Below are 26,613 nucleotides of genomic sequence, written 5' to 3'. Positions count from 1 at the left end.
CTGGGGGCCGTGCGGCGCGATCAGGGCCGGTGGGGGCAGCCCGAGGGCCCGTCCCACAGGACCTGGCGCCGGTCCCACAGGCCCTAGGCGCCGGCCTGCTCCATGCGGCGGCGCAGGCTCGCCGGGCGCAGGTCCGTCCAGATCTCCTCGATCCGCTGGAGGCAGTCCTGCCGGGGGCCCTGGGTGCCCTCGGCACGCCAGCCGGCCGGCAGTTCCCGGTCCGCGTCCCAGATCGAGTACTGCTCCTCGTCGTTCAGGACGACCCGGTAGGTGCGGTGGTCGGTCTGCTCGTCAGCCATGACGGTGGTCCCTTCTGTGATCGGATGCGCGCCCAGCCTCCGACGGCGACCTATACCGGGGCTCTTACCGGCTCTCTTATGGGGCTGCCGACGCTCGTGGCGGGGCACGTCCCGCGGACAGCACACGGCCCGGTCCCGCGGGGGATTCGGGACCGGGCCGTGTGGCTCGGGGAGTGGCGTGTCGTTCGCGGACCTATTCGCGGACGCCGATCAGCTGCACGGCGCGGGCCCGCAGGGCCGCGCCGACCGGAAGCACCGTGCCGATGACCGCGAGCAGGGTGGAGACCACCGCCACGCCCACGACCACCGCGTACGGCACGACGATCGGGGTGGTGCCGAAGAGCTGGTACAGCGCGCCCCACAGCCCGGTCAGGTTGACGGCGGTGGCGGCCAGCGCGAGCACCACGCCGATCGCGGACACCAGCAGTGACTCGGCGACGAAGAACCGCAGGACCTGCCGTGGTGTGGCGCCCGAGGTGCGGAGCACCGCCAGGTCGCGCCGGCGGTCCGCGGTCGCCATGAGCAGCGTGTTGAGGATCGCGATGAAGCAGAACAGCATGATGATCACCGCGGTGGAGCGCTGCCGGACCTCGGTCAGGTGCTGGGCGTAGGCGGACTCCGACGCGACCAGTTCGTCCCGCGTCATGAAGGTGGCGCCCGTGCCGGCGACCGCCTTGCGGATGGCCTCGACAGTCGCGGTCCGGTTCGTGCCCGGGTCCAGGGTGATGTACGCGCGGCGCGCGAGGCCGTCCCGTGCGTACCGGGCGGTCCCGGCGAACCGCGGCGGCAGGTAGGCCACGTCCTCGCCGCGCAGCGCCTTGTACACGGCGGCGACCTTCAGGTGGGCGGTGCTGCCGTCGGCCATCAGCAGGGTCTGCGTGGAGCCGACGTCGAGGTGCCACAGGTCGGCGACGGCCATGCTGCCCGCGTCGAGGTCGTCCAGGGAGCCCGCGACGACCCTCAGGTCCATGGTCCGCTTCAGCGCGGCGGGGTCGACGACGAGGCCGTCGTTCTCGTCGTAGCGGTCCTCGTCCTTCTGGTAGATCGTGGTGAGCAGCGGCGCGGCGATCTTCACGCCGGGTACCCGGCCCACCCGGTCGACGACGGCGGTGCTGATGCCGGGCGTGCCGTCGGGGGCGAGGGCGTACTGGGCGATCACCCGGTTCTGCAGGCCGTTGTTGCGGGCGGCGCCCAGCGAGTCGGTGGCGGCGAGCAGGGAGAACGCCAGGCCGACGGTGAGCAGTATCGGCGCGGCCGTGGCCGCGGTGCGGCGGCGGGCGGTCAGCGCGCTCTCCCGGACCACCATGGCGGTGGGGCCGGCGGCACGCCGCCACGGCCACATCAGCAGCCGGGTCACCGGGCCGACGGCCAGTGGCGCGAGGACCGCGGCCGCCAGCACCGGCACCATCAGCGACACCACGTACACCGTCGGCGAGAGCGCCGTCACCGGGGAGCCGGTGGCGATCCACCCGGTCCAGCCGAGGCCGCCGAGCAGCGCGGCACCGCCGAGCAGGGCGCGGCCGCGGGTGACGCCGGTGTCGTCGACGGCGGCCTCCCGCAGCGCCTCGATCGGCTGGATGGTGCCGGCACGGCGGGCCGCCGCGGCGGCACCGCCCACCGAGACCAGCAGCCCCACCAGGAAGGCGCCGACGAGCGGCGCCAGCACGGTCCAGTGCAGCGACGGGGTGACGGTGAACCAGTCGGGCGACACCCCCATGGAGATGAGCATGTCGGCGAGGAGCTGCGCCCCGAACAGACCGAGGACGGTGCCGATCGCGGCCGCCGCGCCGCCCACCAGAAGGGCCTCGTTGCGGACCATCTTCCGCACCTGCTTGGGCGTGGCGCCGACCGCGCGCAGCAGGGCGACCTCCCGGCGGCGCTGGACGACCGCGAAGGCGAAGGTGGACGCGACCACGAAGATCGCGGTGGTCCCGGCGACGCTCGCCATGACGGGCACCAGGGTGATGGTGTTGTCCAGGGTCTCCCGGTCGTCGGCCTCGCTGGCGTCGGCCTCGTGCCGGTCCTGGCCGGTGAGGACGTCGGCCCGGTGGCCGACGGCGGCCTTGACCGCGGCCGTCGGGCCGAGCGCCACCAGCGAGTCGATCCGCGGGGACAGCCGGGCGGCCTCCTCGTCCGAGAAGAAGACGGCGTCCTCGTATCCGACCGGGGCGACGGTGCCGCTGACGGTGTACGTCCGCACGGCGGACGCGGTCAGCACGGTCACCTTGTCACCGGTGTGTGCCTGGTCGGAGGGGACGACGATCTGCCGGTCCCCGGTGGGCGCGGTGCCGCCGGTGAGCCGGTAGCCGCCGAATCGCGCCACCCCCCACGGGTGCCCCACCTGGTCCTCGGGGCCGCCGCGCAGCTGTGCGTAGAAGGCGCGGTCGACCACGGTCCCGCCGGTCGCGGCGACCTCGTCGCGCAGTGCGGCGCTCAGCCCGCGGGCCGCTTCGGGGGAACGGATGCCCAGGTCGTGCTGGGCCGGGTTCCAGCCGGGGGAGTCGGGACGGACCACGGCGGGCGCGTCCGCGAAGCGTTCCACGGGCCGGTCGGGCAGGTCGAACGCGGTCGTCAGCAGCAGTCCCATGGCCGCGACCTGCGCCACGCCCAGGACCAGGGCGACGACCGTGCCGAGGAACGACACCCAGCGGGCCCGCAGGGTCTGGAACGCCACCCTGATCACGGTGTCACCGCCAGGTACGTCATGCGGGCGGCGACGGCCTCGGCGGTCGGCTGGTGGAGCTCGCCGACGAGGTTGCCGTCGGCGAGGAACAGCACCCGGTCCGCGTAGGCGGCCACGTTGGGGTCGTGGGTGACCATGATGATGGTGGTCGTCACCTGCCCGTCGCCGCCGGGTCCGGCCAGCGCCCGCAGCGTGACCAGCAGTTCGCGGCCGGTGGTCAGGTCCAGGGCGCCGGTGGGCTCGTCCGCGAAGAGCACCGCGGGCCGCGCCACGAGGGCACGTGCGATGGCCACCCGCTGCTGCTGCCCGCCGGAGAGCTGGCTGGGCCTGCTGCCGGCCTTCTTGTCCAGACCGACCTGGGCGAGCGCCTGCCGTACCGCGCCGCGCTGCGGCCGGCGGCCTGCGAGCCGCATCGGCAGCGCCACGTTCTGCTCGGCGGTCAGCGACGGCAGCAGGTTGAACGACTGGAAGATGAACCCGGTGGAGGCGCGGCGCAGTTCGGTCAGCCGGGTCTCGTCGAGCCCCGTGGTGTCCTGCCCGTCGATGAAGACCCGGCCCGACGTGGGCCGGTCCAGACCGGCCGCGCACTGCAACAGGGTCGACTTGCCGGAGCCCGACGGCCCCATGATCGCGGTGAAGCTGCCCCGCGGGAAGGACAGGTTTATGTCGCGCAAGGCGCTGACCGCGCTGTCACCGGACCCGTAGGTCTTGGCCAGCGACTCCAGCCGGACTGCGTCATCCATCGGTTCTCCGCGCTTTCAGTGTGGTGAGGGGATCGGCCGGCGTCCCGTCCACGACGGAGGCCGCAGCGGGGACGTCCGGGGCCGGCAGCGCGGCCGGCTCCGGTGGTGCGTGCACCGTGTCGGGAGGTTCGATGCTGTCCGCGCGGTCCTCCCGGGCCGCTCCGGCTCTGTTGAACACGACGGCCGCCACCAGGGCCAGCACCGCCATCACGGCCGACAGCCCCATCAGGGTGCGACGGCTGCCGACCGCCTCCAGCAGGTATCCGGTACCGAGCGCGCCGAGCGAACTCGCCCCGGACACCAGGAGCATGACGACACTGCCGACCCGCCCCTGCATGTCGTCGGGGGTGATGCGCACCTGGTAAGACATGCCGGAGACAGTAACAGTGGCTCCTATAAAAGATGTTATGTAGAAAAGAACCCCAAGTGCCGTAGCTTGCCGGAAAAACACCGCTGCGGGCATCACCACGGCCCACGCCGTGTGGGCCAGGACCATGATCTGCCGCATCGCCAGCCGCCGGTTCAGCCAGCCGCCGGACAGCGCCCCGCACAGGCCGCCCATGCCGCCCGCCGCCATGATCAGGCCGACGGTGCCCGCGGCGCCCCGGTCCTCCCTGATCACCACGGACACCGTCAGGATGAGCCCCTGGAAGACCAGGTTGCTGACCGCGATGATCAGCAGCGCCGTCCTGAAGTAGGCCCGGGCCCACACCCAGCGCAGCCCGGCCGCGACATCGGTCCGCATCCGTCGTCCGCCGGACCGCCGGCGCGGCGGCTGGCTCTCGTTCCGCAGCCGCACCAGGGTGATCAGCGAGGCCAGATAGAGCCCCACGCTCGACAGGAACGGCACCCACGCCGACACGCCGAACATCGCCCCGCTGGTGGGATTGCTGACGAAGTTGACACCGCGGGAGCGGGCCTCGTTGGTGGCCATCGCCGCACCCAGCTGCCGCGGCGGCACCACACCGCGCACCATGGCCCGCTCGGACAGCTGGTAGAAGACGGTCATACTGCTCTGCACGAACGCCACCACGGCGATGTGCCACACCCGCACCTGGTCCCCCATCAGGGAGACGGCGACCGTGGCCACGGCGACCATCCGCACCACGACGCACGTGATCATGACCCACCGCCGGTTCATGCGGTCCACCAGGACGCCCGCCGGCAACTGCACGAGCAGCGACGGCAGCAGCCCCGCGAACCCCACGATGCCCGCCGCGCTCTTCGACCCGGTATGCCAGAGCACCAGCAGCGTGAACGCCATGCCCGAGCAGCGCTCGGCCATCACGGACATCGCCGAGCCGGTCCACAGCAGCCGGAAGTCGCGGTAGCTGCGCAGCGACGGGAGCTTGTGCCTGCCCGGTCCGCGCGGGCGGGCTCTGCGCCTCTTCGTCATGGACGGCCGGCCGCCCGGCACCACTCCAGGACCGCCATGGCGCTGTGCAGCTTGTGCGTGGCCTGCGCGAACGCCAGGCTGGCCGGGCCGTCCAGCACGTCGGCGGTGACCTCCTCGCCCCGGTGGGCGGGCAGGTCGTGCAGGAACACCGCGTGCGGACTCGACTCCCACAGGGCACCGGTCACCTGGAACGGGGCGAACCCGGTGCGCCAGTCCGTGGCCGGTTTGCTGGTGCCGGTGGTCTGCCAGCGGGTGGTGTACACGACGTCGAAACCCCCCGGCAGCGCGGCCATGTCATGCTGCTCGGACAGCTTCGCCCCGTTGCGCGCCGCCTGTTCGGCGGCGGTGGCGAGGACGTCCGGAGCCAGCCCGTAACCGTGCGGCGTACGCAGCTCCAGCTCGGTGCCCGGGTAGCGAGTGAGCGCCAGCGCGAGCGCCGCCGCGCTGTTGTTGCCCTCACCGACATACAGCACCCGCAGGCCCTCGACGCGGCCGAAATGACAGTGGAGGGTGGTCAGATCGGTGAGCCCCTGTGTCGGGTGCTCCTCCGCTGTCATCGCGTTCACCACCGACATCGGCCCGGCCGCGGCCCAGGACCGCAGCTCCTCCGCGGCGCCAGAGGTGCGGGCGACCAGCAGGTCCAGCATGCCGGACAGCACCCGACCGGTGTCCTCGGTGGTCTCCCCCGTGTTCAGCTGGAGGTCGTCGGGCCCGAAGGTCACCGTCTGCGCGCCGAGGCGCAGCGCCCCGCTGGTGAAGGCGGTGCGGGTGCGGGTCGAGGTGCAGCGGAAGTAGACGCCGACGATCTCGTCCCGCAACGGCTTGGCGACCGCCCCGGCGGCGAACTCAGCCCCGCGGGCGACCAGTGCGTGCAGATCGTCGTCGGTCAGGTCGGTCAGTGAGATGAGGTGGCGCATGCGGACGTCCTTCGCTCGGTTGCCTCAGGGCTCGGGGATGGGGGGGTGGGCGGTGCGGGGTTTGCGGTGTGTGATGCCGGGTGCGGGTGCGGGTGCGGGTGCGGGTGTAGTGCGTGGTACGTGTGCGGTGCGTGGTGCGTGCGTCGGTGCCGAGTGCTCGGTGCTCAGGACGAGCCGGCGAGCTCGGCGTCGATCTCGGCCCGGACCCGGTCCTCGATCTCCACGGCCAGCTGCGCGATGGTGGGCCGCTCGAAGACGACCCGCATCGGCAGATCGAGGTCGAAGTCCTGTTGCAGCCGCGAGACGAGGCGCACCGCGAGGATGGAGTGCCCGCCGATGTCGAAGAAGCTGTCGTGCGCGCTGGCGTCCTTGCCGAGCAGATCACGCCACACCGCGGCGATGCGTTCCTCGGTGGGGGTGCGGGGGGCGATGTGGGAGTCGGCGGCCGTGGTGTCGGGGTCGGGCAGGGCGCGGTGGTCGAGTTTGCCGTTCGCCGTCAGGGGGAGCGCGTCGAGCTGCACGTAGACGGAGGGGATCATGTAGTCCGGCAGTGTGTCCGTCAGGTCCGGAACCTCGCCGACGATGTAGGCGATGAGCCGCTGGTCGTCCGTCACGGTGATGGCGGCGTCGGTGACGTGGGGGTGGGCGGTGATGGCGGCTCGGATGTCGCCGAGTTCGATGCGGTAGCCGCGGATTTTGACCTGGTCGTCGATGCGGCCGAGGAATTCCACCGCGCCGTCGGAACGCCAGCGTGCGAGGTCTCCGGTCCGGTACATGCGGCTGCCCGCGGGCCCGTACGGGTCGGGCAGGAAGCGTTCGGCCGTGCGCGTGGGGTCACCGGCGTATCCGCGGGCTACCCCTGTCCCTGCGACGAAGAGTTCGCCGACGGCGCCTACGGGGACGGGGCGCAGGTGGGTGTCCAGGATGCGCATGGTCGTGTTCGGCAGGGGGCGTCCGATGGGGACGACGCCTTCGACGCTTTCGGTGAGGGGGTGGACGCTGGTGCCGACGGTGGCTTCGGTGGGTCCGTACTCGTTGAGGACGTTGCCGTCGCCCAGAGTCCGGCGCCATCGTTCGACGAGTGCGCCCGGCAGGGCTTCTCCCGCGACCACGACTCGGCCTGTCAGCGCGGCGATCTGCGTATCGGACAGCTGGCCGGACAGTACTTCGAGATGTCCGGGTGTCAGCTTCACGAAGGAGAATGGGCCGGCTGCTGTCAGTGAGGTGCCGAGTTCGGTGAGTTCACCGTTGAACAGCCATGTCCGCTGGCCTGCGGCCAAGGGTGCCCACACGTTCGGCACCACCAGGTCGAACGCCACGGAGGAGAAGACGGGCGCGCCGCCCGAACCGGCCGGTGTCAGTTCCCGTACGGCCCAGTCCACGTGGTTGGTCAGGCTCCGGTGGGAGACCTGCACGCCCTTCGGGCGCCCGGTCGAGCCGGATGTGAACACGGTGTATGCCACGGTGTCCGGGTCGATGTTCACTGTGGGTGCCGTGTCGGGCAGGTGGGACAGGTTCTCGTCCACCCGCACCACGGGTACGGTGAACCGGTCCGCGTATGCCCGGGAGGTGATGGCCACCTGCACCTCGGCGTCGGCGATCATCCCGGCGATGCGATCGGTGGGCAGGACCGGGTCCATCGGCACGTAGCCCGCGCCGGCACGCCACACCGCCAGCAGGGCCACCACAAGATCCACCGACCGGTCCAGCAGCACCGCCACCGACGACTCGGCGCCGACACCCGCCCGGCGCAATGCATGCGCCAGGCGACTCGCCCGCACGTCCAACTCCGCGAACGTCAGCGACTCGCCGGCCGAGGCCACCGCGGTCGCCTCGGGTCGTTCGGTCGCGTGCCGTGCGATCAGCTCGGGCACGGAGACCTCGGGCAGCGGCGCCGCCGTGTCGTTCCACAGGCGCAGGAGGCGGTGTTCGTGGACGGTGGTGAGGTCGATGGCGGACAGCGGGGTGCCGGGGGAGTCGACGACGCTCTGCAGGAGCCGGACGAAGTGGTCGGCCATGCGTTCCACGGTGGTGTGCTCGAAGAGCGAGGTGGCGTACTCGAAGGCGCCCGTGAGGGAGCCGTCGCCGTGGCGCCAGACGAACATCGTGAGGTCTGTCTTCGCGACCTGCCAGGCGCCCTGGAAGGCGTCCATGAGGACCCCGTCGGCGGCCACCGTGGTGGCGCCCTCGTCCTGGAGGTCGAAGGCCACCTGGTAGAGGGGGGTGCGGGACAGGTCGCGGACCGGCTGGAGTTCGTCCACCAGCCGCTCGAAGGGGAGTTCCTGGTGCGCGAAGCCGGAGAGCACGGCCTCCCTGGTCCGGTCGAGCAGCTCGGCGAACGTGGGGTCACCGGTCAGGTCGCAGCGCATGACGAGCGAGTTGAGGAAGAACCCGACGGTGTCCTGGATCTCCGGGCGCAGCCGGCCGGTGACGGGGCTGCCGATACCGAAGTCCTCCTGGCCGCTGTAGCGGGAGAGCAGCGCGGCGAACGCGGCCAGCAGCGTGGCGTAGGGGGTGGCCCCGTGCTGCCGGCCGATGCCGCTGAGAGCGTCGGCGAGGCCGACGGGAACGGAGAAGCGTACGCCCCGTCCGTGTCCGTCGCGGCGGGCCGGGCGCGGCCGGTCGGTGTGCAGCTGGAGTTCGGGCATGCCGCGCAGGGCGGCCCTCCAGTAGTCGAGCTCACGGTCCAGGACGGCGTCGTCGGAGCGGGCGGCCTGCCAGGCGGCGTAGTCGGCGTACTGCACCGCGGGAGCGGCGAGTTCGGGTGCGCGGCCCTCCCGGGCGGCGGCGCACAGTTCGCGGATCTCCCGTTCCAGGACGACCGTGGACCAGCCGTCGCTGGCGATGTGGTGGGCGGTGACCAGCAGGGCGGGGCCGCCGAGCGGGACGCGGACCAGCAGGGCGCGCCACAGGGGGCCCGCGGCCAGGTCGAAGCCGCGGTGGAACTGCTCGCCGAAGAGACCCTCCAGGTCGGCCTCGCCGGCGTCCACCACGCGGAGTTCGACGGGCTGCGCGTCCACCACGACCTGGCGTGGCTCCTCGCCGTGCAGGACGTAGCGGGTGCGCAGGGCCTCGTGCCGTCGCTCCAGGGTGTTCAGGGCGGCGCGGACGGTGTCCTCGGTGGTGCCGGCGGGCAACCGCAGGAAGAGCGGGGCCACCCATTCGGGGCTGCCGGGGTGCATGCGGTCCAGGAACCAGAGGCGGTGCTGGCCGAAGGAGAGCGGCAGCGGTGCGCCGCGGTCCACCGGGACGACCTCGGGCACGGCGGGCCGTGACTCCTCGATGAGGCGGGCCTGGGCCGCCACGGTGGACGTGCCGAACAGGCCGCGCAGCTGGATGTCGTCGCCGGAGGCCTTGGTGAGGGCGACGGCGAGGCGGGTCAGGACCAGGGAGGAGCCGCCGAGGGCGAAGAAGTCGTCGTGCACGCCGACGTTCTCCACCTTGAGGAGCTGTTCCCACACGCCGGCGACGAGCCGCTCCGCGGGGGTGCGGGGCGCCACGTGGGCGGGAGTGTCGCCCGGGGCGACGGCGTCAAAGGACGCCGGGTCGGGCAGGGCGGACCGGTCGACCTTGCCGTTGGTGGTCAGCGGGAAGGCGTCCATGGTGACGAACCGGGCGGGGATCATCGGCTCGGGCAGGCGGCGGCGCAGGAAGCTGCGCAGTTCGTCGCGGGGGATGCGGCGCCCCGCCACCAGGTGGGCCACCAGCCGGATGCCGGCGTCGGCGGGGTACGCCCCGACCACGGCGCCCCGCACGTCGGGGTGGGCGTTCAGGGCGGCCTCCACCTCGGCCGGCTCGATGCGCACCCCGTTCACCTTGACCTGGTGGTCCGCGCGGCCCAGGTAGGCGAGGCTGCCGTCGGAGCGCCAGCGGCCCAGGTCGCCGGTGCGGTACATGCGGCTGCCGTCGCCGCTGTGCGGGTCGGGCAGGAAGCGTTCCGCGGTCTGGGCCGGGCGGCCCGCGTAGCCGCGGGCGAGTCCGGTGCCGGCGGCGTACACCTCGCCCACGACGCCGATCGGCACCGGGTCGAGCTCCTCGTCCAGCACGTAGACCCGGATTCCGTCGAGGGGCCGGCCGATCGGCACGGCCTCGGTGTGGAGTTCCGGGTCGAACCGCTGGGCCGTGACGTCGATGGAGCACTCGGTGGGCCCGTAGGTGTTCCACACCGTGGCGCCGGTCGGCTCGGCCAGCCGCCGGCACAGCTCGGCGTCGAGGGCCTCACCGGCGGAGAAGACCATCCGCAGCCCGGTGCAGTCCGCCCAGCCGGGCTCCTCGGCGAGGAGCCGCAGCACCGAGGGCACGCCCTGGAGGACGGTGACACGGCGCTCGGCGAGGGTGCGCACCAGGAGCGCGGGATCGGACTCGGCGCCCTGCGGGGCCATCACCACGGTGCCGCCGGCGACGAGCGGCGCGAACAGCTCCAGGGCGGCGGCGTCGAAGGTGAGGACGGTCTTCTGCACCATGCGGTCGGCAGGGCCGAGGCCCTGGTGCCGCACCGTCCAGCAGACCCGGCCCGCGATGCCGGCGTGCTCCACCAGCACACCCTTGGGGCGGCCGGTGGAGCCGGAGGTGTAGGTGAGGTAGGCGGCGCCGGCCGGGTCGGCGGCGGGCAGGTCCAAGGCCGTGCCGAGCGGGGCGCCGAGGCCGGTGGCCGGGTCGTCCAGCAGGAGCACCGTGCCGTCGGACGGGTCCTCGGGTGCCGAGCCCCGCACCGCCAGCACGAGGCGGGCGCCACTGTCCCGGATCATCCACGCGGTCCGCTCCACGGGGTGGGCGGCGTCCAGCGGCACATAGGCGGCGCCCGCCTTCCACACGCCGAGGAGCGCGGCGAGCAGGTCGCGCCCGCGGGGCAGGCTGACCGCGACCCGTGCCTCCGGGGCGACGCCCCGGTCCAGGAGCAGCCGGGCGACACGGTTGGCGTGCCGGTCCAGCTGCTCGTACGTCATCGACCCCCGGGTGTCGTCGACCGCGACGGCGTCAGGGGTACGGGCGGCTTGACGGGCGATCAGTTCGTGCAGCGGGACAGACATCTCTTCTCCAGCGGTGTCGATCAGGTGCGGGTCTGCGGTGCGGGGACGCGTCCCCTACGACGTGCGGCCGGGCAGGAAGCCCTCGATGGTGGTGCCGATGCCGCGGGCGCGTGCCTCGTCGCGGACGTAGCGGGCCAGCGCCAGGTCCAGCACGCCGAGGCCGAACGGGGAGAACACCAGGGGCCGGCCGTCGTGCGGCACGGGCTCGGCGGTGCCCCGCAGCAGCGCGCCGAGGGGGGCGTGGATGAAGTCGCGTCCGCCTGTGTGCTGTTCGGCCAGGTGCGGTGAGGTCTGCTCGCGGCACACGTGGTCCGGGTCGTCGACGATGTTGTGGGCGCCGAGGATCGCCGGCACCGTGAGGTCCCGCAGCGACACGTGCAGGACCACGGTGCCGGGCGGGCAGGCGCCGAGCCCGGTGTACGGGGTGGCGGCGGTGGTCGCGAAGGACACCAGGTCGTGTGCGGCGAGGGCCTCGTCGAGGCTGCCGCAGTGCCGCACCAGGGCGCCGGGCAGCAGCCTGGCGTGGTCGGCGGTGAAGCGGGCGGCGCGCGCGGGGTCCGTGTCGTACACGGCGAGCGAGTCGAGGTGGGGGTGGGCGGCCGCGAGGAAGCGGAGCACCTCGCGGTTGATGACACCGGTGCCGACGAGGGTGACACCGGTGGGCCGGCGGCCGCCGAGGAGCATCCTGGAGGCGAGCGCGGCGGAGGCGGCGGTGCGCCGGGCGGAGATGAGGGAGCCCTCGATGAGGGCCTCGGGGTGGCCGGTCTCCAGCGAGTTCAGCAGGATCGCGGCGCTGGCGCGCTCGTGGCCGGTGGAGATGTTGCCGGGGAAGGACGAGACCCACTTCATGCCGGCGACCTCCCCGCCCGGCGTGCCGTCCCCGGCGGGTGCGCCGAGGTGGCCGGGGAGGCCGATGATGCGGTCGCGGGGGCGGTCGGGGAAGCGCAGGAAGACGGAGTGCGGAAGCACCGTGCGTCCCTCGTCGTGCCGCTCGTAGGCCTCGGCGACGAGGTCCACGACCTCCTTCTCGCGGCCGGACAGCAGCCCGGCCACTTCTCCGTGCCTGACGATCAGCATGCGCCCACCACCGACGTGAGTTCGGGTTCCTGCCACAGATGGGAGACCTCTCCGAAGTGGGCGCGCACCCAGTCGTCGGAGTAGATCGTGTCGAGGTACCTGTCTCCCCGGTCGGGGAAGATCAGGACGATGGTGCGGCCGGCCGGGATACGGGCCGCGAGCTTGCCGAGGGCGGCGGTGACCGCGCCCGAGGAGCCGCCCGCGAGGATGGCCTCGCGGTCGGTGAGGGTGCGGCACGCCACGACGGACTCCAGGTCGGAGACGTGCACCACCTCGTCGGCCAGCGACGGGTCGAAGAGGGCGGGCCGCACGGCGGCTCCGTGCCCGGGCAGCAGCCGCGGCCCGGACAACCCGCCGAACAGCACGCTGCCCAGCGCGTCGACCCCCACCAGGGTGGTGGGCAGTGCGTGGTCGCGGATGTAGCGGGCGCAGCCGGTGAGGGTGCCGCCGGTGCCGGTGGAGCAGAACAGGTAGTCGACGCGGCCGTCCAGGGCCCCGGCGATCTCCCGCATGGTCTGCTCGTGGGCGAGCGGGTTGAGGGGGTTGGCGTACTGGTTGGGCCAGTACGCGCCGGGGACGGTCGCGAGGAGTTCGCGCACCCTCTTGATCCGGGTCGGCAGGTAGGCCCTGGTCTCCGGATCGACCTCGGTGACCATGTCGACGGTGACGCGGTAGGCCCGCAGGATGGCCAGATTCTGCTCGGTGGTCTTCGGGTCGACGACGCAGATGAAGTCGATGCCGAAGTAGCGGCAGATCTGTGCCATGCCGACGGCGAGGTTGCCGGAGCTGGACTCCACCACGGTGGACCGGCCGGGCACCAGGTCGCCGCTGCGGATGCGGCCCAGCAGCATGGAGAGCGCGGACCGGTCCTTGACGCTGCCGCCGGGGTTGTGGGCCTCCAGCTTGGCGAAGACGCGCGAGCCGAGGCGGGGCAGCAGGCCGGTGAGTTCCACCAGGGGTGTGTTGCCGACGCCGTCGAGGATGCCGTGCAGCACGGGCGCGGTCATGAGACGGCGCCGGGGTGGTGGCGCACCACGCGGGGTGTGCCCGCGGGGGCGGGGGAGGCGCCGAGGGCCAGCAGGTCCCGCTTGTCGTCGCCGTCGGTGAGCGGGATGCGTCCGACGGGGCGCTCGGCGTCGTCGACGGCCGCGGAGAGGAAGCGCACGTACTGGTCGAACAGCCGCTCCATGGTGTCCCGTTCGAAGAGCGCGGTGTCATAACGGAGGGCGACGGTCAGGCCGTTGGCGTCCCGGGTGACCTCCAGTGCGACGTCGCACTGGCCTTCCAGGTGCGGGATCTCCAGGTAGGTGGCGGTGAGGCCGGCGACCTTCAGCGGCACCCCGGCCGCGGCGACCTCCAGGCCGCCGTCGAAACGGTCGCTGGCGACCATCGTCATGGAGATCCGGTACAGCGGCCCGTCGGTCCGGGCGGCCTGCGCGACCAGCGGGAACGGGTAGGTGGCGCGCGCGGTGGCCTGGCGGAGGCGGTCGGCGGCGCGGTCGATGACCTCGCCCAGGGTGGCCGCCCTCGTGACCTCCGCGCGGATGAGCACCGGGTTGACGTAGTAGCCGACGGTCTCCCGGGCCGCGGCGCGGCGCACGGAGGCGGGGCAGGCGATGAGGAAGTCCCGCATGCCGGTCCACCGGTTCACCAGGGCCTGGAGCGCGCCGAGCGCCACGGCGAACTGGGAGACGCCCCGGTCGGCCGCGGTGCGCCGGATCCGTTCCGAGAGGGAGTCGGGCAGCCGGCGCAGGAGGCTCGCGCCCGTGTACGCCGGGGTGTGCGGGCGGGGCCGGTCGGTGGGGAACTCCGCGGCCTGCGAGCCGGTGCACTGCTCCCGCCAGAAGTCGGCCTGCCGGGCGCCGCGCGAGGATTCGAGCAGGGTGCGCTCGGCGTCCACGAAGTGGCCGTAGTCGGTGGCCGGGGGCGTCAGCCGGGGGTCCCCGCCCTCGGTGGCGGTCGCGTAGGCGGCGAGCAGGTCGCGCCAGAGCAGCCACTGGGAGAGGGCGTCGGTGGCGATGTGGTGGGTGACGACGAGGACGACGGCGTCCGGGCCGCGGTCCAGCAGCACGGCCCGGAACGGGCCCTCGTCGGTGAGGTCGAACGGCGCGGCGACCTCCGCGTCGACCAGTCGGCGCAACTCCTGGTCGTCGACTCCGGGCACCTCGCGCACCGTGAGCCGGGCCGCCTCACCGGGCGGCAGGACACGGCGCCGCGGACCGGCCTCGGTGTCGGCGTACACCGAGCGGAGCATGGGGTGCCGCTCGGTGACCGCGTCGACCGCACGCGCCAGGATCTCCGGATCCGGCGCCGGCTCCATACGGGTACCCCCGGCGAGGTGGTAGGTGGAGCTGTCGGGAGCCAGGCCGTGCAGCAGCCACAGCCCTTCCTGGCCCACCGAGAGGGGCAGCCCGCCGCCCCCGGGATCCGTGTGATCCATGGGTCAGACTCCCGCCTTGTACGCCAGGAGGAAGTCGGCGACGTCGCTGACCCTCAGCAGGTCACCGACCTTCTCGTCGGGGACGGAGAGGCCGAATCCCTTCTCCACGGCGGCCAGCAGGTCGATCCGGGTCAGGGAGTCCATGCCGAGCTCGTCGAAGCTGGAGTCGGCGGTGATCTCGCCCTCCAGGTCGGGGGCGGTGCGCTGGGTGAGGTCGATGATCTCGACGATCATTTCGTCTCTGGTCATGGTCGTTCCGTCTCTGTGCGAAGGTGGGCCGCCCACGGGGGCGCGGACGCTGGTGCGGGGTGGTGCGGGGTGGTGCGGGGTGGTGCGGGGTGGTGCGGGGTGGCCGTCAGGGCATGTCGACGACCTGGCCGGCGTAGGTCAGGCCGGCGCCGAAGCCGAGCAGCAGGACCTTCTCGCCAGGGGTGGCGCGGCCGCTGTCCTTGAGGCGGCTCAGCGCCAGCGGCACGGAGGCCGCGGAGGTGTTGCCGGTGTCGACGACGTCGTTGACGACGCGGTCCTGCGGCAGGCCGAGGTTGGCCGTCAGCGTGCGGATGATCCGGTTGTTGGCCTGGTGCGGCACGAACCAGGCGATGTCGTCGAGGGTGGTGCCGGCGGCGGCGCACGCCCGGTGTGCGACGTCCGGCATGGTGGCCGTGGACCACTTGTAGACCAGCGGGCCGTTCATGGTGACGTACTCGCGGCCGTCGGACTTCTCGGTGATGCCGAGCACCTTGTGCCGGGCCCCGTCGCTGCCCCACACCGCCGGGCCGATGCCGGCCGTGTCGGAGCGGGAGACCACGGCGGCTCCCGCGCCGTCGCCGAAGATGACGAAGGTGTCGGGGTCGCCCGGGTCGATCCACTCGCTGGTCCGCTCGACGCCGATGACCAGGGCGTGCCGGGCCTCGCCGAGCCGTACCGCGCCCGAGGCCATGGCCAGCGAGTAGGTGAAGCCGGCGCAGACCGCGTTCAGGTCGTAGGCGCCGGAGTTCGGCAGTCCGATGCGGCTGGCGACCTCGGGGGCCACGCCGGGCATGCGGACGCGGCGGGTGGCGCTGGCGACGATGGTGAGGTCGACCTCGGCCGGGTCGATGTCGGCCGTCACCACGGCCTTCTCGCCGGCGGCCGTCGCCATCGCCGCGATGGTCTCCTCCTCGCCGGCATGGTGGCGGGTCCTGATGCCCGTGCGGCTCTCGATCCACTCCGGGGAGACGGTGGTCCGCGCGGACAACTCCTCGTTGCCTACCAGCCGGCCCGGCCGGTAGACCGCGAGGCCCGATATGCGTGATCCGTGTGTGGTGAGCATCTCTCTTCCCAACTCCGCGTCGAAGGGTCAGCCTTCGGACGGCTCTGCCATGGCCACGGCGATCCGCCGGGGCCCGGTGAAGGGCTCGCGCGCGTGCGCGGCCAGCATGTTGTCGACGATCAGGACGTCGTCGCGCTGCCAGTCGAAGCGGACGGACGCCGCCCGGTAGCAGCCGCGCAGGTGGTCCATCACCTCGTCGGGGATGGCCCCGCCGTCGCCGTAGAAGGTGTGCGTGGGCAGGTCCTCGTCGGCGAAGATCGCGTGGAGTCCGGCGGAGACCTCCTTGGGCAGGGTGCTGGCGTGGAAGAACGTGGCGTGGTTGAACCACACCTGCTCTCCGCTGACCGGGTGCCGGTGGACCGCGCGGCGGACGGCGGTGGTGCGCAGCCCTCCGTCGGGCCGCCACTCGGCGGCCATGTGCCGCTCCGCGCAGTAGGCGACCACGGCGCCCTTGTCCGAGGTGTTGAACGCCTCCTGCCACGGCACGCCGAAGCCGCGGTGGAAGTTGCGCACCACCTGCCAGCCGCGGGCCTCGAACTCGGCGCGCACCTCCGGATCGATCAGGGCGAGGATCCGGCGGATGTCGGCGAGCGGTGTCGCGCCCTGGGCGGTGGGCGGCTCGACGCAGTAGAAGTACAGCGACTGGGGCCACACCGCCTGGTAGGAGTTCTCGTTGTGCAGGAAGATCTCCTCGGCGGGCGGGTAGTCCGTCGACGTGTACACCTGGCCCTTGATGGTGGAGCGCGGGGAGGAGCGCTCGGCGTAGGCCAGTGGTGGCGTGCCGGAGAACACGCGCACGGTCTGGTCGAAGCCGTCCACGCCGCCCACGTCGAAGCCGCGCAGCAGGAGGGCCCCGCGCTGCGCGAGCAGGGCGCGCAGTTCGGCGCGGTGCTCGGCGAGGAAGGCCTGGATGGTGGTGCCGGTGCCGGTGCCGGTGCCGGTGCCGGTGCCGGGGGCGTCGGGCCGGCACAGGCCCGGCACGGTTCCGCTCCCCGCCCAGCCGGCGGGTGTCTCTTCCGAGGTGATGGTCATGGTCAACTCGCTTGGTCGTCGCGGCGTTCGGGAACGGGACGTCAGTCGGACATCGCCACGAGAACCCGCCGGTCCCCGGTGTAGGGGCGCCGGCCGTGCGCCAGCAGCACGTTGTCGATGAGCAGCAGGTCGCCCGCGTGCCAGTCGACGTCGACCGCGGCGTCCAGGCCGCGGTCGCGGATCTGGAGCACGTACTCGGCGGGGATGGGGCTGCCGTCCGCGAAGGTCACCGACTGGGGCAGTTCGTCCTCGGAGAGGATCCGGGCGAGTTCCTGCGCGGTCTCGTCGCCGAGGCCGGCCGGATGCCACTGGTCGGCCTGGTTGAACCACACCTCGGCGCCGGTGACCGGGTGCACGGTGGTGGCGGGACGCACCGACTCCACGCGCAGGCTGCCGTCGCGCCGCCAGTCCCACTCGGCGCCGGCGTTCGTCAGGAACGTCTCCACCACACCCCGGTCGGACGTCTCGAAGGTGTCCTGCCAGCTCTTGCCGAGGCCGAAGCCGTCGTGCAGGTTCTGCACGTAGCGGACCCCGTCCGCGAAGGCGGCCCGGACGTCCGGGTCCAGCGAGGCGAGCCAGAGCTCCGCGTCGAGCACGGGGGTGGCGCCGCCGCTGCCGGGGGTGATCTGGCAGAAGAACGTCAGCCGGGTCGGCCAGGCGTGGGCGTAGCTCATCTCGTTGTGCATCGAGATGGTGTACTCCTGCGGGTACTCCGTCGAGGTGTAGACGTTGCCGCCGACCTTGGTGCGCGGTGAGTTGCCGTGCACGTAGGCCAGCCGGTTCGGCAGGAACCGGTCCAGGACCGGGTCCAGGGTCTTGGGGGTGATGCCGAAGCCGCGGAACACCAGCGCCTTCTCGCGCACCAGCGCCGCGGACAGGCCCCCGTCCAGGTCGTCCACGCGGCGCAGCAACTCCTCGGTGCCGCCGCCGTCCGCCGCCTCGATCTCCGTCGGTGCCCAAGCCGTGGTGCTCGTCATGTCACCGCTCCTCTCACTGTCGTCTTGGTGCGTGTGTACGCGCGGCCGGTTCACACCGGCCGGGCCATCGGGAGGCGCGCCAGCCGCTCCGCGATGTCCGCGGTCAGCTCCGCCTCCCGGGGCGCGAGGTAGAAGTGGTCGCCGGGGAAGGAGCGCACGGTGAGGCCGCCCTCGGTCAGCTCCGCCCAGGCGTCGATCCCCGGCCGTGTGATCCCCTGGTCCCCCTCGCCCAGGTACGCCACGACCGGCGCCCGCAGCACGGCCGGCCGCTCCCGCCGGTATGTCTCGATCAGCCGGTAGTCCGCCCGCAGCACCGGCAGCAGCAGCTCGCGCAGCTCCGGTACGGCGTAGACGTCGCCGCCGAGGGTGCCCAGCCTCCTCACGCCGGCGACCAGCACGTCGTCCGCCGCCCGGTGCAGCGCGGTGGGCGTGGTGCGGTGCGGGGCGGAGCGTCCGGAGACCATCAGCAGGGCCGGGCCCGTGCCGCCGGCTCCCCGGTCCGCCAGCCGCACCGCGACCTCGTACGCCACCGCGGCGCCCATGCTGTGGCCGAAGAGGGCCAGCGGACGGTCGCGTTCGGCTTCGAGTGCCCGCGTGATCCGGTCCGCCATCTCGTCCATGGACCGCACGCACGGCTCGTCCATCCGCTCCACGCGGCCCGGGTAGAGCACCGCGAGGACCTCGACGTCGGCGGGCAGCCGGGCCGCCCAGCCGTGGAACAGCCGGGCGTTGCCGCCGGCATGCGGGAAGCACACCAGCCGCAGCCGCGGGTCCGCCGCGCGCGCGTAGCGGCGGAACCAGACTCCCGTCCCGGTCACAGCGCCATGCCGCCGTCGATCCGCACCACCTGGCCGGTGATGTAGGCGGCCTGCGGCGAGACCAGGTACGAGACGAGGGAGGCGACCTCCGCGGGGGTGCCGAAGCGGGCCAGCGGGATCCGGCTCATCGCGTCCTTCGCGACCGACTCGGGCACCCCGGCGACCATCTCGGTGTCGATGAAGCCGGGGGCGACCGCGTTGGCCCGCACGCCGTACCGGCCGAACTCCTTCGCCAGCGCCTGCGTCAGGCCGATGATGCCGGCCTTCGAGGCCGAGTAGTTGGTCTGTCCCGCGTTGCCGACCACCCCGGCCACCGAGGACAGCGTCACCACGGTGCCCGTGCGGCGACGGATCATCGACCGCACCACGGACCGCAGCAGGTTGTAGGTCCCGTCGAGGTTGGTGCGCAGGACGGAGTCCCACTCGTCGTCCTGCATCAGGGCCAGTGGGCGGTCCCGGGTGATGCCGGCGGACGTCACGACCGCCGACACCGGCCCGAGGCCCGACTCGACATCGGTGACGAAGGCCCGCACCCCGACCCGGTCCGCCACGTCGACCCGGCGGGTCAGTACACGGCGGCCCGCGGCCCGGATCTCCTTGGCGACCTGCTCCGCGGCGCTCTCGTCCGAGCGGTAGCAGATCGCGACGTCGAAGCCGTCGTTCGCGAGCCGGGTGGCGACCGCGCGGCCGATTCCGCGCGACCCTCCGGTCACCAGTGCCACTTGAGTTGCTTCCTCCGGCATGCCTCCCCCATCCGTTCGGATGTGTCGAGCGTGTGTTTGCGGGCTATATCCGGCCTATACGGCACCCTGCACCCGGCCCTCGCACCCGCTGAGCGCGCGCCGGGGCACACCGGACCCCGTGCCGTCGCGTCCGCGCGGCGCCGGCGCCGCGCCTGCCGGGAACCCCACGACCAGCTCGGACGGTGTGCCGGTGCGGGGTGCGCGCAGCGTGGCGCGGTGTGAACGGATCGTGGTGGCGGCGCACTGGTGGGTGCGGTGACGATTCCCGCGCGGACGCAGTTCCGGCGTGTCCGCTGACTGTCCCGCCGCAGCCGGAGCCGGAGCCGCAGCCGCCGGGGCCGCCGGGGCCGCCGCGTACCGCCGCGCCCGCGATTGGCATGCCCTCTGACCTGCCCGGACGTAAGAACCGGCACCCCGCGTGCGCCCGCCTTCCCCGCCTTGTGAGCGAGGTGTCACGTGCGGAGAGCGTGTGGATGCGCCGGGCAGGAGATAGATTACTTGTAGCAACCAACGTTTCTCGATCTCTGCCCGCCGCCCGCGGTGGGAGGCGGACGGAAGGAGTAGGGGCACAGTGGGCAGGAGCAGGAGTCGGATAACCGCCGCGGCACCCCCGGGTGACGGGCCGGGCGAGCACTACAAGTGGATCGCGCTGTCGAACACCACGCTCGGTGTGCTGATGGTCATGATCAACCAGTCGATCGTGCTGATCGCGCTGCCCGACATCTTCCGGGGGATCAGCCTCGACCCGCTGGACCCGGCGAACACGAGCTACCTGCTGTGGATGCTGATGGGCTTCATGGTGGTCACCGCCGTGCTCGTCGTCACGTTCGGCAGACTCGGCGACATGTTCGGCCGGGTGCGCATGTACAACATGGGCTTCGCGGTCTTCACCGTGTGCTCCATCGCCCTGTCGCTGACCTACTTCGACGGCAGCGCGGGCGCCCTCTGGCTGATCGGCTGGCGCATCGCCCAGGGCATCGGCGGCGCGCTGCTGTTCGCCAACTCCACGGCGATCCTCACCGACGCCTTCCCCGCGCACCAGCGCGGCACGGCGCTCGGCATCAACTCCATCGCCGCCATCGCGGGCTCGTTCATCGGTCTCATCCTCGGCGGGGTGCTGGCCCCGGTCAGCTGGAAGCTGATCTTCCTGGTGTCGGTGCCGTTCGGCGTCTTCGGCACCATCTGGGCGTACCTCAAGCTCCACGACACCGGTGTGCGCCGCAAGGCGAAGATGGACTGGTGGGGCAACGTCACCTTCGCGGTGGGCCTGATCTCCGTGCTGGTCGGCATCACCTACGGCATCCAGCCCTACGGCGACAGCACGATGGGCTGGGCCAACCCGCTGGTGCTGCTCGCCCTCGTCGGCGGTGCCGCGGTCCTCGGGATCTTCGTCTGGATCGAGCTGAAGGTGGCGGAACCGCTCTTCAGGCTCTCGCTGTTCCGGCTGCGGGCCTTCACCGCGGGCAACATCGCGAGCCTGATGATGGCGCTCGGCCGCGGTGGCCTCCAGTTCATGCTGATCATGTGGCTCCAGGGCATCTGGCTGCCGCTGCACGGCTACAGCTTCGAGAAGACCCCGCTGTGGGCGGGCATCTACATGATCCCGTTGACCATCGGCTTCCTGCTCTCCGCGCCGCTGTCCGGCTGGCTCTCCGACCGGCTCGGGGCGCGCGCGTTCACGGTCGGCGGCGCGGTGCTCACCGGGGTCGGGTTCGTGGCGCTGATGGCGTTGCCGACCGACTTCGACTACTGGGTCTTCGCGCTGCTGATCTTCGTCAACGGCCTCGGCTCCGGCCTCTTCGCCTCGCCGAACCGTGCCGAGATCATGAACGCGCTGCCCGCCGAGTCCCGGGGCGCGGGCGCCGGCATGGGCGCCACGTTCCAGAACTCCGCGTCGGTGCTGTCCATCGGTGTCTTCTTCAGCCTCATGATCGCGGGCCTCTCGCACACCCTGCCGAGCGCCATGCACGACGGACTCGTCCAGCAGGGTGTGCCGCAGGGCGTGGCCCAGAGTGTCTCCCAGCTGCCGCCCATCGCCGTGCTGTTCGCGGCGTTCCTCGGCTACAACCCCTTCAAGCAGCTGCTGGGCGACCAGCTGGCCAAGATGCCGGGCGGCGGGACGAACATCACCAACAAGGAGTTCTTCCCCCACCTGATCTCCGGTCCGTTCCACTCCGGCCTGATCGTCGCCTTCTGGTTCGCGGTCGCGGCCTGTGCCGTCGCGGCGGTCGCCTCCCTGCTGACCGGCAAGGCCGGCGGCGAGCACGAGGTGGTGACGTCCGAGCCGCTCGGCGAGGAACTGGCCGCGGTCTCGGGCCAGCTCGGCCTCGCCGAGAGCGAGCTGGTCGTCCCCGACGCGGGGGCGGGTGCCCGGGGCACCGACGCCGCGCCGGCCGCGGAGGGCGCCCGGGGCGAGCCGACGACATGAGGGCGAGGCCATCGGCACGGGAGATCGGCCTGGGCGTCGGCGCCCTGCCGCCCGGCACGCACAACGCCATCACCGACGTGCCGGGCGTTCGGGTCGGACACACCACGGTCCGGCGTGCCCCGGAGGTGAACACCGGTGTGACCGCGATCGTGCCCGCCCCCGTGGCCGGCGGGGCCGGCGCCGTCGTCACCCCTCATGCCCCGCTACCGGCGGGCGTCTTCTGCGGCAACGGGTACGGCGAACTGCAGTGTGCCGGAACGCCCTCCCGACCCTCCACCTGGTCGAGGGCGTCGCGGCGGTCGGTCCCCGCTCAGCGGTGTGAGGAGGCCCGCGGCGAGCGGACGAGGCCCGGGACGTGCCGGTCACACCCCTTCCCGGCGGAGTGACGGGGTGGTGCGGGCGGAGGACACGATGCCCCGCACCGCCCTCAGCTCCTGCCACAACGGCGCCAGCACGTCGTCCGCGTCAGGGATCGGCACGGGTTCCGCCGCCGACGCCGTGGTGTTCGAGCGAAGGTCCGCGGCGAGCGCTCGCAGGTGCGCCTCGACGCCCGCCGCCTGCGCCGGATCCGGCACGACGGCGCCGTGCTCCACACGGACCCGGGCCGCGGTGATCGCGTCCACCACCCGCTCGACCGCGACGAGCAGGGGCCACCACGCGGCGGCACGGGCGCCCATCGGCGGCGGCTCCGTCAGGGCGCGCTGGAACTCGGTCCGCACGTTCGACAGTTCACGGTAGATCCGGCGGCGCGCACGGGCCCGCACCGTCGGATCCACGTCGGAGGCGCGCGCGAAGGCGCACCCGGCGTACTCCGCCGCCTGGTCCACGGCTTCCGCGAGCCGGAAGCCGATCCTGCTGTGCCAGCTCTCCGGCCACAGCAGGTATCCGGCGACCAGCACGATCACGCATCCGAGCAGGCTGTCCACGAACCGGGGCAGCACCAGGCCGAAGCCAGAGTGGCTGATGTTGTTCGAGATGAGCAGGATCACGGGTGTGACCGCCGCGGTCTGGAACGCGTATCCCTTCGCCGACGCGGCCGGCACGAGCGCCGCGAGCACGACCATGACCGGCACGTCCCACCAGCCCACGGGGATGCCCGCGACGACCGCCGCGGCCACCACCAGCCCCGCCGTCGTGCCCAGCGCCCGCAGGAGCGCGCGGGAGAAGACCGAGCCGAAATCCGGTTTGAGGACGAAGGTGACGGTCAGGGCCACCCAGTAGGAGCGGTCGACGGAGATCAGGGACACCAGCGCCTGCGCCAGCCCGATGCACAACGCGAGACGCAGGCCGTAGCGCCAGGACTGCCGCGACAGGAGCAGCGCACGGGCCGCGCGGTGCATGCGCACGCGGAAGGCCGCGGGCTTGCCGAGACGGTCGTCCAGACTGTCGGGCACGCTGTCGGTGTGGTGGACGACGGCGACCGCGTAGCGCACCGCCTCGTCCACCGCACGCTCCGACGGCGTCGCGGGCTGCGGCAGGACGGGGGGTGTCGCGGACCGGGGATCGCTGCCGGGCTTCTCGATCTCCGCGGCCAGCCGCCGCACCGTCAGCGGGATCTCGGCAGGTATGCGCCCACCCTGCAGGTGGGCGGCGGGAGCGGCCTCGACGAGCGGTGTCACCACGTTGAGCTGCGCCATGAGCCTCACCAGGGACGAGTTGCGCCCGTGGTCGCCGGCGCGGTGCGACAGAAGCAGGTCGTAGGAGTGGTTGAGCGAACGGGTGGCGGCTTCCCGTTTCGTCTCGTACTCCGCCGTGCCGGCCGACGCCAGCATGTCCGCCGCCGCACGGTAGGAGTCGGCGACCGCGACCCGCTCGGGCAGACCGCCGCGCCACGGCCACGCCAGCAGGGCCAGGACGAGGAGGAACAGACCGCCGGCGGCGATCGCCAGCGGCGGCCTCCACCAGGGGTGCGGCAGGGGGAGCCCCGAGCCGATCACCGCGTTCAGCAGGAGCAGCAGCCCTGACGCGGACGCCACCGGGCCGATCGAGGAGATCATGCCGGAGACCAGCGCGATTCCGGCCAGCATCACCACCGCGTACCAACCCTCGCCGCGCACCAGCGTGCCGAGCACCACTCCGCATGTGCCGAACAGCAGCGGCACCGCGATCCTGAACAGGCGCAACCGGTACGCGTCCGCCGTGTCGCTGAGCACGCTGTTCAGCGCGCCCACGGCCGCCAGAGCTCCGTAGACCGGCTGATGGACGGCGTACCCCACGGCGAGGGGCACGCTGAGCGCGACCGAGGCGCGCACCATCGTGCGCCAGGGGACGGGGCCGGGCCGCGGGCGCAGGCTCGCCCTGAGCCACTCGGGCGGCGCGAGACGAGCTCGCCACGAGCTTCGTGCTTCTGCCATGCGCCCCAGTCTGTCAGCCATGCCCGGTTGGTCCCGATGTGCAGGTCCGGCTCGTCCACGGAGCCGACGTCGGTCTCTCCGACGTCCGTGCGGATGCCCTGTCCCCTCTCGTGGCCGGTCACCGCGACGCCGACCGTCCCGTCGGCGTCCGTGGACGTCCTTCTCAGGCTGCGTCGGCGACCCGGACCAGTTTGTGGTTGAGGAATTCCCCGATGCCCAGTTCCGACAGTTCGCGCCCGAATCCGGAGTTCTTGACCCCGCCGAAAGGCAGTCGCGGCGAGTCGATGAAGCACGAATTGATGTACACCATGCCCGACTCGATACGGGACGCGACCTGCCTGGCGTGCTCGACGTCCGCATCGAAGACATAGGCGCCCAGCCCGTAGGGGGTGGCATTGGCCAGCGCGATGGCCTCTTCCTCGCTGTCCACGACGTAGAAGGACAGCACGGGCCCGAAGGCCTCCTGCTGGTGGAGCGGATTGTCCTCGGTGATGTCCGTGACGATCGTCGGTTCGAGGTAGAACCCGGGGCGCTCGACGCGCCTGCCGCCGTGGACGATCCGCGCTCCGGCGGCCTCGGCGTCCTCGATCTGCTTGAGCAGCCCTTCCAGGGCGCGTTCGCTGACGACGGGGCCGAGCAGGGTGCTCTCGTCGGTGGGATCCCCCACGGTGATCGCCGCGAACCGCTCCTTCAGGGCGGCCAGCATCTGCTCACCGCGTTCCCTGCCCACCACGATGACGCGCTTGATGTTGACGCAGCCCTGTCCCGAGTTGTAGGTACGGCCCATCACGCACTGCTCGACCGCGTGGTCGAGAGGGGCGCCGTCCAGGATGAGGGCGGGATCGCTGCCGCCCAGTTCGAGGACGACCTTCTTGAGGTTGCGGCCGGCGCGTTCGCCGACGGAGGACCCCGCCCGCTCGCTGCCGGTCAGTGTGACGCCGCGGACACGGAAGTCGTCGATCAGCCCGGCGACCTGCTCGACGCTGCAGAAGAGATGGGTGTAGACGCCCTCCGGTGCCCCCGCCTCCTCGAACAGCCGCGCGAAGGCGAGGGCGCACTGCGGCACGTTCTCGGCGTGCTTCATCATGACCACGTTGCCCGCGACGAGCTGGGACGCGGCGACCCGGGCCAGTTGGTAGTAGGGGAAGTTCCAGGGCTCGATCGCCAGGATGACGCCGATGGGTTCGGCGACCAGCGTCGCGCCGGGCTCGCCGGGCAGCGACCGCTCGGCGAGGAGCCGTTCCCCGTTCTCGGCGTAGTAGTCCAGGATGTCGGCGACCAGATCGACCTCGAAGTAGCCGAAGCGGACGACCTTGCCCATCTCCAGGGTGAGATATGCCGCGTGTTCATCCCGCTTCTCGCGCAGGATCCGGGCGGCGCGGCCGACGATCCGGGCCCGTTCCGCGACCGGCCTGAACTTCCAGTCCTCCCGGTAGTGCCGGTCCGCGGCCGCCAGAGCCGCGAAGATCTCCTCGTCCGACTGCATCGGGAATTCCTTAACGACTTCTCCCGTAGCCGGATTGATCGTACGAAAACTCATGGTCCACTCCTTGCTCTGACTTGTTTGGCACACGGGGAACCGGCTCCATCGAGCCTGGGAGACGCGGGCCATCGAGGCGCGGCAGACCCACGGGCGCCGTCCGGCCCGGGTTTTTGTCGTCAGCCGATCGGCCGGCACCCATGACGTGGCGGGCTGCACACTCAGGTGATGTCCGGGCAGGGGCCTTGGCCGCCCGCACTGAGGTGCGGGACGTTGTCCGGTCGTCGAATCGCGTGAACCGAGCAGGCGCCGCGCTCAGGCTGACCTGCTCGTCGGGCCGGTCACCTGCGGTGCCGGATCCTCCGGCCGCGGGTCCGGCGCCCGGCGCCATCGGCCGTGGACGGGGAGTGCCACGTCGGTCGCTTCGGCCGGGCGCGGGTGCGCGGGAACCCGCTCAGCTCCGCCCACGGGGCGAGGTGAGGCCCATGGCCGGGCTCCGAGCCGGGGTCCGGCACGGCCGCCGGGTCGGTGCGGGGTTCGGGATGGGGTGCCATGCCCTCAGTATTGCGCCGGGCGCCGCCCTCAGGGGGCCGCCAGCCTGTCCCTGCCGGTGGTAGTCACACGGGGCGTAGGCGGCGCGGAGGCCTGGGCGACGCCGCTGTGCCGCACGGTCTGCTCCTGAGGGACGGCAGGGCCGTGCCATCGCCCTGGCCGGCACCTGTAGGGCCGGCCTGGGCCGCCGCTGGGAGCCTGGCTCAGCGGTACCGGCGGGTGGCCACTCGTCTTCAAGGCCCCGCTGCCCGGTGCGCCGGCCCGGTGACGGCCGGCCCACCGGCCGGCCCACCGGCCGGGCCACCGGCCGGCCCACCGGGCGGGCGCTCGGG

At 72.5% G+C, this 26,613-nt stretch carries 18 protein-coding genes and 1 pseudogene; 2 read left to right on the top strand and 17 right to left on the bottom strand.

Annotated features, from left to right (window positions below; genetic code table 11):
• Positions 1-83 precede the first annotated feature (83 nt).
• From ACSMXW_RS11670 to fabG, 15 genes are all read right to left on the bottom strand, one after another.
• Positions 84-299, bottom strand: a complete 216-nt coding sequence (locus ACSMXW_RS11670; RefSeq protein WP_485805869.1) for an MbtH family protein — start codon at positions 297-299, stop codon at positions 84-86.
• 193 nt (positions 300-492) lie between these two features.
• Positions 493-2,973, bottom strand: coding sequence for an ABC transporter permease (locus tag ACSMXW_RS11665; protein WP_485805867.1), 2,481 nt, complete (start codon positions 2,971-2,973; stop codon positions 493-495).
• Between the two features lie 5 nt (positions 2,974-2,978).
• A complete protein-coding gene (locus tag ACSMXW_RS11660) occupies positions 2,979-3,725 on the bottom strand; it encodes an ABC transporter ATP-binding protein (RefSeq protein ID WP_485805865.1) in 747 nt (248 codons plus the stop codon).
• Complete coding sequence (locus tag ACSMXW_RS11655; protein ID WP_485805863.1) at positions 3,718-5,121, bottom strand: MFS transporter; 1,404 nt, start codon at positions 5,119-5,121, stop codon at positions 3,718-3,720. Before ACSMXW_RS11655 ends, ACSMXW_RS11660 begins: the two co-directional genes overlap by 8 nt.
• Entirely contained in the window at positions 5,118-6,038 is a 921-nt protein-coding gene (locus ACSMXW_RS11650) for an ornithine carbamoyltransferase (protein WP_485805861.1), read from the bottom strand. The genes ACSMXW_RS11655 and ACSMXW_RS11650 overlap by 4 nt, the downstream gene beginning before the upstream one ends.
• A 164-nt stretch (positions 6,039-6,202) precedes the next feature.
• The gene (locus ACSMXW_RS11645) at positions 6,203-11,068 is read right to left on the bottom strand and encodes an amino acid adenylation domain-containing protein (protein WP_485805859.1); all 4,866 of its coding nucleotides are present in this window, start codon (positions 11,066-11,068) and stop codon (positions 6,203-6,205) included.
• Positions 11,069-11,122: 54 nt separating this feature from the next.
• A complete protein-coding gene (gene sbnB / locus ACSMXW_RS11640) occupies positions 11,123-12,145 on the bottom strand; it encodes a 2,3-diaminopropionate biosynthesis protein SbnB (protein ID WP_485805857.1) in 1,023 nt (340 codons plus the stop codon).
• Positions 12,139-13,152: a 2,3-diaminopropionate biosynthesis protein SbnA gene (gene sbnA, locus ACSMXW_RS11635; RefSeq protein WP_485805855.1), complete on the bottom strand. Its 1,014-nt coding sequence runs from the start codon at positions 13,150-13,152 to the stop codon at positions 12,139-12,141. The genes sbnB and sbnA overlap by 7 nt, the downstream gene beginning before the upstream one ends.
• Entirely contained in the window at positions 13,149-14,585 is a 1,437-nt protein-coding gene (locus tag ACSMXW_RS11630) for a condensation domain-containing protein (RefSeq protein ID WP_485805853.1), read from the bottom strand. Before ACSMXW_RS11630 ends, sbnA begins: the two co-directional genes overlap by 4 nt.
• Positions 14,586-14,588: 3 nt before the next feature.
• Positions 14,589-14,834, bottom strand: a complete 246-nt coding sequence (locus ACSMXW_RS11625; RefSeq protein ID WP_485805852.1) for an acyl carrier protein — start codon at positions 14,832-14,834, stop codon at positions 14,589-14,591.
• A 106-nt stretch (positions 14,835-14,940) separates the two neighbouring features.
• Complete coding sequence (locus ACSMXW_RS11620) at positions 14,941-15,897, bottom strand: beta-ketoacyl-ACP synthase III (RefSeq protein ID WP_485805850.1); 957 nt, start codon at positions 15,895-15,897, stop codon at positions 14,941-14,943.
• A gap of 27 nt (positions 15,898-15,924) precedes the next feature.
• Positions 15,925-16,929, bottom strand: coding sequence for a TauD/TfdA family dioxygenase (locus tag ACSMXW_RS11615; RefSeq protein ID WP_485805848.1), 1,005 nt, complete (start codon positions 16,927-16,929; stop codon positions 15,925-15,927).
• A gap of 41 nt (positions 16,930-16,970) precedes the next feature.
• Positions 16,971-17,906, bottom strand: coding sequence for a TauD/TfdA family dioxygenase (locus tag ACSMXW_RS11610; protein WP_485805847.1), 936 nt, complete (start codon positions 17,904-17,906; stop codon positions 16,971-16,973).
• 50 nt (positions 17,907-17,956) lie between these two features.
• On the bottom strand, positions 17,957-18,724 hold the full coding sequence (locus ACSMXW_RS11605) for a thioesterase II family protein (RefSeq protein WP_485805845.1): 768 nt from the start codon (positions 18,722-18,724) through the stop codon (positions 17,957-17,959).
• Positions 18,721-19,467 (bottom strand): 3-oxoacyl-[acyl-carrier-protein] reductase, encoded by a 747-nt coding sequence (gene fabG / locus ACSMXW_RS11600; RefSeq protein ID WP_485805843.1) that lies wholly within the window; start codon positions 19,465-19,467, stop codon positions 18,721-18,723. The genes ACSMXW_RS11605 and fabG overlap by 4 nt, the downstream gene beginning before the upstream one ends.
• A gap of 571 nt (positions 19,468-20,038) precedes the next feature.
• Here fabG and ACSMXW_RS11595 point away from each other — a divergent pair.
• Together ACSMXW_RS11595 and ACSMXW_RS11590 are read left to right on the top strand one after the other, a co-directional pair.
• Positions 20,039-21,895 (top strand): MFS transporter, encoded by a 1,857-nt coding sequence (locus ACSMXW_RS11595; protein WP_485805841.1) that lies wholly within the window; start codon positions 20,039-20,041, stop codon positions 21,893-21,895.
• A pseudogene (locus tag ACSMXW_RS11590) lies at positions 21,892-22,140 on the top strand (P1 family peptidase); the annotation flags it as partial. The gene ACSMXW_RS11595 and the pseudogene ACSMXW_RS11590, both read left to right, overlap by 4 nt.
• 117 nt (positions 22,141-22,257) lie before the next feature.
• Here ACSMXW_RS11590 and ACSMXW_RS11585 read toward each other — a convergent pair.
• Both ACSMXW_RS11585 and ACSMXW_RS11580 read right to left on the bottom strand, forming a co-directional pair.
• The gene (locus ACSMXW_RS11585) at positions 22,258-24,249 is read right to left on the bottom strand and encodes an FUSC family protein (protein ID WP_485805839.1); all 1,992 of its coding nucleotides are present in this window, start codon (positions 24,247-24,249) and stop codon (positions 22,258-22,260) included.
• A 163-nt stretch (positions 24,250-24,412) separates the two neighbouring features.
• Entirely contained in the window at positions 24,413-25,789 is a 1,377-nt protein-coding gene (locus tag ACSMXW_RS11580) for an NAD-dependent succinate-semialdehyde dehydrogenase (RefSeq protein WP_485805837.1), read from the bottom strand.
• Positions 25,790-26,613 lie beyond the last annotated feature (824 nt).

Source organism: Streptomyces sp. DSM 116793 (genome assembly GCF_057320905.1).
This window is presented reverse-complemented; position numbering and strand designations above follow the sequence as displayed.